Source organism: Hadarchaeum sp. (SeqCode) (genome assembly GCF_049969415.1).
GTDB lineage: Archaea > Hadarchaeota > Hadarchaeia > Hadarchaeales > Hadarchaeaceae > Hadarchaeum.
In genome coordinates this window covers 1-7,011 of record NZ_JBMFOX010000043.1, presented here as the reverse complement: position 1 = coordinate 7,011, position 7,011 = coordinate 1, and the positions used below count along the sequence as shown (strand labels likewise).

The window sequence follows — 7,011 nt, the reverse complement described above, 5'->3', positions numbered from 1 at the left end:
CGATCCGCCGCAACCAACTAAAAACTTGAGAAGGCATAAAAGCTACTAACCAAAGCACATACCGTATGTTACAGTAAAACTCAGCTATTGGATGCTGTTGAACCTCCCTTTTCAAGCCCTTTGACGCCCGAAGACGTCCTGAGTCATTTCCACGTCAACAATACGGTCGATGCGAAATGTCCTCCTGTCTTCTCGAAGATGGCAATACCCAATGAGGTATTTCGACTCCCTGATCTCGTAGGGGTCCACTCTTCTCTCGGTCAGTTTTCCTCCACTCCGGTACTTTATCGAGATCGTCCTGTTTTCCGAAATTGCGCGCTCGATTACCGCCAGCGAGTCAAGCGCTTGAGCCCTAGGTCTGGAATCTGCCCAAGATCTCAGCCTTTCGGGCATGGTTTTAGGCTCGATGACCTCCGCGGTCTCGCGAACGAAGTCGGGCAGCAGCCTGAAGAACCGCCCGTCCTTGTACCTCTCGTCCCCGCAAACGAGCACCGCCCTGTCCTCCTTGGAACGGAGGGCCCTGCCCAGCGATTGCGAGGCCCTCCGCAAGGCCGGCACGATGTACGCGAGGTAGCTTCCTTTCTTCTTCCCATACAGTCTCTCGTAGTACTCCAAGTACAACTTTGTCTTCACCGACATTCGCTCGAATGGGATGCCTACTAGGAATATACCTTCCAACTCACGGCCGGGAAAATCGGCGCCTTCGGCAAACCTGCCGGTGGCCGTGGCGCACAGGACGCCCTTTCTGTCCCTACGCGCGCAATCCTTGAACTCGTCGAGGATTCTTCTGCCCTCGTCGCCGCTTATCCCTTGGACCTCCAGGAAAAACCTCCTCCCGTTGTTTTCGATTACCTCCCTCAATCCTGACGCGAGCAGGTCATTCTGAATCCGGTAGCTGGCGGAGAACACGGCCAGGTTCGTGTCCAGCTCCCTTATAAACTCCCCGATGGCCTCAACGTACCTTTCGGCCATGGGTCTGCTCAGTTCGTCCCCCCTCGTTGAGAGCCCCTCCGTGATCAGGGAGACGACGTTCTGGGCCGAGTAGGGGGATGGGAAGCTTTTTCCGCGGTATTCCTCGAGCCCTACCGTTTCAGCAAAGGCGGGTATCGGGTTCAGGGTCCCAGAGCAGAAGATGCAGCCCTTGAACTCGCCCCACCTGTGCCGGAGGACTTCCGCGGCCCGCATGTCGAGCATTTCAAGCACGAGGTTTCCCCTTTCCCGCCTCTTGATAAAAGCGATGCCGTCCACGCCCAAGTTTTCGAGTGCCGCGAGCCAGAAGTTCGAAAGGTGATGGAGAAAGGAGTGAGGCCTTTTCCCCTCCTTCAGCTGGGTCTTACGAATCTTCATCCCGTACCTCTGGAGTGAGATGAGGATGTCGCTCAGCCCGCCCTGTTTTATCCGGGTTTCCCTGAGCAAGGCTTTCAGGAAGGGTTTGATCTCGAATTCCTCCTCATCGGCCTTCATCCCCTGGAGGACCCCTTCCAGTTCCTTCCTCAGGGCCTGGAGAAACTCCTTGAGTGCCCTCGTCTTTGGTGTGCTGAATTGCTCCATCTCCTTCAGGGCACCTGCGGCAGTGCCTAGGGTTATCCGGTCTGAGTTCAGGTTCATGCACGCGTACTGGAGGTTGTGGGCCTCGTCCACCACCAGGTAACTCTCCTCAAAGGGGATGGCGCGCCTGATGCTCCATCCCATCCCCTCGTCGATGATGTAATTGTAGCTCAGGGAGACCACATCGGCGTACCCCAATAGCAGGCGCTGCACCTTGTAGGGGCAGAGCTTTCGCGTCCTGCACAGTTCCAGTATCTCCGAATAGAGCAGAGGTGCTTCTAAAAATTCATCGGCATCGAAGTCATCGAAGTCGTATTTGCAGTTCCCTTTCTGCGAGCGGCAGAGGAGCGACACATCCTCGTAATCGAGTTCCCCGAGTTCCGATTCTCTGGCCAGCAGGCACATGTCCCTTTTCCCGCGGTAGGAGAGGCCGAAGAAGTTGCTTCCTGCATTCTTGTTGATCACCTTCAGCTCCTCGATGGGCCTGTCGGTCTCGTTTCCGGTGCGCACGGCCCAGATGATGTTGCAGCCCTCGGGAAGCAGCGCCGCAAGTATCGCGGGAGTCTTTCCAAAACCCGTCGCCGCGTTTAAGCAAACCCCTCCTTCTCCGAGATTGGAACGTATGAATTCGATGAACTCCTTCTGTCCCTCCCGAAAGGGGTAGGGAAAATATTGCTTTTTCATGCCTCGGCACCCTTCGGAGTTCCATACTTTAGAGGTTTCCTTCAACAAAATACTTTACGGCGCAGAAATTTGTAAAATCGAGAAATCATCTATCCTCATCGCGAATACATTGTGTGGTGAATTTTTTGCGGCTGGAGATTTACCGCCATCTTTTTCGCCATCTTGGCTAAAGTACTTTCTCAAAATTATGCCATCTAGAACAGTCACGCCGATCGGCCCAGTTCGGACCTCAGCCCAAGATAATTCAGAATCCTCTTCATCCGCCCCTTCTTAACAGCCTGTGGTGTGCTGCGGCAGGCTTGCCCGCTTGAAAGCGGACGAAGTTCAAAAAAGAGATAAAAGAGCGTGGGGAAAAAGAAAAAACGGAGGTTGTGATGGAAGCGAGGAATCAGCATATGTGCCTTAAAGGGTTCACGGTCGCACAAGTGCAGTAGCCTAGTTAGGTGAGAAAAGTGGGCAAAAACGAAAATCTCAGGGCGGCCGCGAGAGAGTTCGCTGAAAAAGCGCGCGAGCTGTCGAGTGTCCTCGAAATAGCTATTGTTGGTTCGGTGGCCGGCGGAGACCCCTACCCCAACGACCTTGATCTGGCCGTTGTTGTCCGCGACCTCGATGAGATCGAGACCCTGGCAATGTATGCGCGGCAGATCAGCGGACACTATCATGGTTGGGGGTTTTCCTTTTTGATCAAGCCCTGAAGCTGCTCGGCAGGATCTGCCACCGCAGGGAGTGCCCTGGAGAGTCCATCGAATGCTCTGTTCCAAGCTGTGGCCATCCACCGCGGTTGAAGAAAGACCCGAAGTTTAAATACGACGAAAAGGTGTTCCTCAAGTCACCCATCGACCTTCTCTGGACACGTCTCGACATCAGTTGCCTACTTGCCCGGAAAGCCGAGTTGGGCATTGTTGAGTTGCAGAGATACCCCGTGCTAAAGGATATCGAGATAGAATGCATCGTTTGCGGGAAAACATTCGTATTTTCCGGTGGAGAACAGAAATGGTATCGGAAACTTGGATTTAGCCCGCCCAAACGGTGCCCCGAGTGTAGAGAGCGGGAATGCATGGAGGGGCTAAGGGAGTGGTAGCTCTTGGGGCCGCCGCTAGCGCCATCGCGTATCAGATGTTCGTTGTTTGACGTTTACAGAATCGAGATATTTATTTACCACACAACATATAGCCGATGAAGGAAGAATCATATGTGAAAAAATGCCTTCCGTACTAAACTGGTAGCTGAAATGAAGCGGAAGCCTGGCAGAAATGATCCCTGCCCGTGTGGGAGCGGCAAGAAATACAAGAAGTGTTGTTTACTCAAAGAGCAAGCCGTGGGGACCCATACAAAATCACCGCATGACTACGTGGAGCGCGCGATGGACTGGATCTTCAACAATGAAGTGCTAAAAGATGAGTTTGCATCTGTGGAAGCCGATTTCACACGAGACGCGCCTCTTGATGAATTTGAGATGGCATTGCTTTCAAACGCATTTGTTTTCGACTACAGATTGCCGGGGACTGGCATGACGCCGTTCGAATATTTTATGGAAAAATCTCAGCTCTCTCCCGAAGATCGTTCGGTTTACGAGGGTTTTTCCAAGAACTCTCACAGCATTTTCAAAATTCTTGAGGTGAAACGTGGCGAAGGCCTCAAACTGAAAGACCTCATCAACCAGCGGGAATACTGGGTTGAAGAGAAGAGGGGGAGCGAAGGGGCCACCGAGGGCATGGTCATATGCTGTCGGGTCGCACCCTACGGAGACCGTTTCTTCATTTTGGGGCCGGGGGCGCTGCGGTGGTCCCAAGAAGTGGAATATTTGTTAAAGCGAAGTTTAGGGCACGCCAGAAATGAGGTGAGAGAGCACCTCCTGACGGCCTTTGATGCGTTGAGAATAATGATTCGGGCGAAGTCCAAGGGGGAAGGAAGCTTGGAAGATGTAAAAAACGCACTGAAGAGGAAACTGGACGAGTTGGGGATAAAAGTCGATTTTCGGACCCTTGCCAAACGCATCAACAAAGCCAGAGATCCGCGGGAGGCCTTCCCTGAGGTTTTCAAATTCAATTTTCCATCAAACCGGGATTTTGAGGAGACGCTGGAGCTGCTGCAGGAGCTTTGGAACAAATTTCCCAGACGCGAGTTCGGCGGCATGGCGCCCTCTGCGAGGGCCGCAATCGGTCCAAGAGAGAGGATGCTGCTCCGAGCCCTTGTAATGGAATCACAAAGAAATATCAACCCTGATAAATACCCAACCGTTAGCGACGCACAGAAGGCCTTTGATGAGTTTCGTGATAGATGGCTCAGGACGCCGCAGGATGAGCTGGGGCAGAAGACACCCATGGACGTGATTTTGGAGGAACGGGCGGCGCTGGGGAACCCAAGTAGAGAGTTCAGCGTGCAAGTCCGGATATCCCCGGTCCCTGATTATGATGTTAACAAGGCCGAGAAACTTTACCGCGAGGGCCTTGAGGCGTTTAAAAACGGTGCTTGGACCAAGGCGGCGGGATTTTTTGAGGAAGTGACGGAGATGTATCCCGAAAACTATAAGGCTTGGGGTAACCTCGGCTGTTGCTACGCTAATCTCGGAGCCAAGAGGGCCGCGATCAGGTGCCTTGAAAAAGCTCTATCAATCGAACCAAGCTATGAGATCGCAAAAAAGAATTTGGCCACCATCCGGAACATGAAAGAGGGAGACCTGGTGATGATGGGGTTGGCGGGAGCAATAAAAGGTCTCCAGCGATCAATGAGCACCAGAAGATCCGGGCGAAAAGACAAACGTGCTGAAAACAACGAACAAGAGATCACAGACGCTCGGGCCGAAATGGGCGAGGTTTGAGGGGGGACCGGATAAAAAATGTGGTCGGGATCGCACCCAGCCAGCGGAGCTGTCCCGCGTTGATCTGACCACCGCAGATACAGCTCGAACTCGGCCGGCATCGCCAGCCAGAGGGTTCTTCATAGTGGGTTACCAAAAGTTGAAGGAGCTAGCCAAGCGCGCCGACCGTGCTAACGCTTCTTTTTAATTCAGACCAGCAACTTTAACTATGGTGGGTAAATTGGCAGCATTTGTTAGCTCCGATCTCCCGCATGACATCGCTTCCAAGATACATGCCTTACTAAAAGATTTCACCCAAGTAGCACACGAGCGACTTCAAAAGTTGGGGCTTAATCCTTTCCTTGTGTCCCGCGAATGGTTGAAATTCAGACTCCCGCCAGGCCGACATTGTAGCTGAGCACACCTCTCTCGCCCAGATACACCTCCTTCACTTTGTTTAAAACCCCCTCCTCCAGCCTGGAAAGGAGCTGGCAGAGGCTCACTTGGAGGAGCCCGTCCCCCGACCAGCGAGCGCCTATCCGCTTGGTGCGATAGGCGTTCTCCCTGAACTCCCGCTCCTCGCGGTTGTTCGTGTACGGCACGCGGTCTCCTCGCAGGGCTGCCTCCGCAAAGGTCAGGAGGCTCTCCCGCACGCGCCGCACATAACCCGCGGCCGAGGAGTAACCCCTGGCCTCAGCCCGCTCTGCCCACCGGTCGAGCTCCTGGCGGAACCACTCTACTCGGCCCGTCAGCCTTTCGGTGTCGCGGTCACGCCAGAAGTGTTCAACCGAGTTCTGGAGGATGCAGAGCCTCGACTGGAGGATCCCGCGCATTTTCTTCCTGAAGTTCTTGGGTGCTCCCTCCGTCCAGAGGGAGTAGTCGGCGTACCTCACAGCGTGAAAGTGGCAGATCTGGATGCCCCTGACCCCCTGGAAGGCGTTGTTTATCTCTCGGTCAGAGTCGCAGACGACGTATATTTTTGACAGATCGAGCCTGGATTCGAGCTTTTTCCTGATTTCCGACCAATCCTCGTTCACCCCGGCGAACTGGAGGGAGTACTCGCCCCTCTCGGTGTTCTGACCGAGCACCAGCTGCAAGTAGTTAAACGGCCTTTTCTCCTGGCTGTAGACCTTCGTGTCGTCGACCAGCAGGATGTCCACGTCTGTCCTCGGCTCGGTTCCAAGGTCCAGCTCCTGCACGCGCCTCCACAGGGTCGACTTGCTGAGGTTCGAGCGGGAGAGCTGCCTCACCGTCTCCACGGCCTTCCGGTAGCTGAGCTTGTGGATCTGTTCGATCGATTCGAGGGACACGTCGCCCAGGATGATCTTCCGCTTCGGCATTCCGAGCACCTTCTCAAGGGGGCTGAAGACCCTCCCCGTGCGCTTGTCCCTCACCCTCGCCACCTTGAGTTCAAGGGTCCCGATGCTCGTCGTGAGGGTGCGCGTCCTGTGCCCGCACCGCTGGTAACCGGTCCGCTCATAGCGCTCTCCACACAACCGCCTCAGCTCATGCTCTTGAATGGCGTTGATGACCTGCCGGGCGCACTCGCGCTCCAGCCCCTTGATCTGATTTATCAGCCCCATCAGGTTTATGTTTTCACATTCGATGTTTATTTCCAATGTTATTTTCATCCTCATCACCCCCCAGCTGACTTGGCGGGAGGTTCCTCAAAATTTCAACCGATCTTGGGACACTACCAAATTTTTCGGAGGTTGGCTGGGCCGAGGAGAGCGGTGATAGAAGGTCCAGCACATGCAAGAAAATCAGCGCATAGAAATTCCGGACGACGTCCGAAAATTGGTGGACGAGCACGCGCGGCTCAAGCTTTTTATCGATATTTTGGTTCATCGGATAGAATCATTAGAAAAGCAGAATCAAGAACTCAGAGAGCAGAATCACGAGCTAAGGAAGCAGAACCGCAGGCTCGAAAAGGTCCTCAGAGAGGTCATCGGTCCAGATATTGAGGAACGGAAGGAGAG

Annotated in this window: 5 protein-coding genes and 1 pseudogene; 4 read left to right on the top strand and 2 right to left on the bottom strand. The window is 54.1% G+C overall.

Annotated elements, in window-relative coordinates; all coding sequences use genetic code 11:
• Window positions 1-111: 111 nt before the first annotated feature.
• Window positions 112-2,232: a helicase C-terminal domain-containing protein gene (locus ACP5PX_RS07025; RefSeq protein ID WP_428085259.1), complete on the bottom strand. Its 2,121-nt coding sequence runs from the start codon at window positions 2,230-2,232 to the stop codon at window positions 112-114.
• Window positions 2,233-2,684: 452 nt separating this feature from the next.
• Between ACP5PX_RS07025 and ACP5PX_RS07020 the strand changes: the two genes are divergently transcribed.
• From ACP5PX_RS07020 to ACP5PX_RS07010, 3 genes are all read left to right on the top strand, one after another.
• Window positions 2,685-2,927, top strand: a complete 243-nt coding sequence (locus ACP5PX_RS07020) for a nucleotidyltransferase domain-containing protein (protein WP_428085258.1) — start codon at window positions 2,685-2,687, stop codon at window positions 2,925-2,927.
• A gap of 86 nt (window positions 2,928-3,013) precedes the next feature.
• Window positions 3,014-3,313 carry a zinc-ribbon domain containing protein gene (locus tag ACP5PX_RS07015; RefSeq protein ID WP_428085257.1) on the top strand — a complete coding sequence of 100 codons (300 nt, stop codon included), beginning with the start codon at window positions 3,014-3,016 and terminating at the stop codon, window positions 3,311-3,313.
• Window positions 3,314-3,463: 150 nt separating this feature from the next.
• Window positions 3,464-5,053, top strand: coding sequence for an SEC-C metal-binding domain-containing protein (locus tag ACP5PX_RS07010; protein WP_428085256.1), 1,590 nt, complete (start codon window positions 3,464-3,466; stop codon window positions 5,051-5,053).
• Window positions 5,054-5,418: 365 nt separating this feature from the next.
• On the opposite strand, the gene ACP5PX_RS07005 is transcribed toward ACP5PX_RS07010, so the two are convergent.
• The gene (locus ACP5PX_RS07005) at window positions 5,419-6,669 is read right to left on the bottom strand and encodes an ISH6 family transposase (protein ID WP_428085255.1); all 1,251 of its coding nucleotides are present in this window, start codon (window positions 6,667-6,669) and stop codon (window positions 5,419-5,421) included.
• Between the two features lie 115 nt (window positions 6,670-6,784).
• On the opposite strand from ACP5PX_RS07005, the pseudogene ACP5PX_RS07000 reads away from it, so the two are divergent.
• Window positions 6,785-7,011: pseudogene (locus ACP5PX_RS07000) on the top strand (hypothetical protein); the annotation flags it as partial.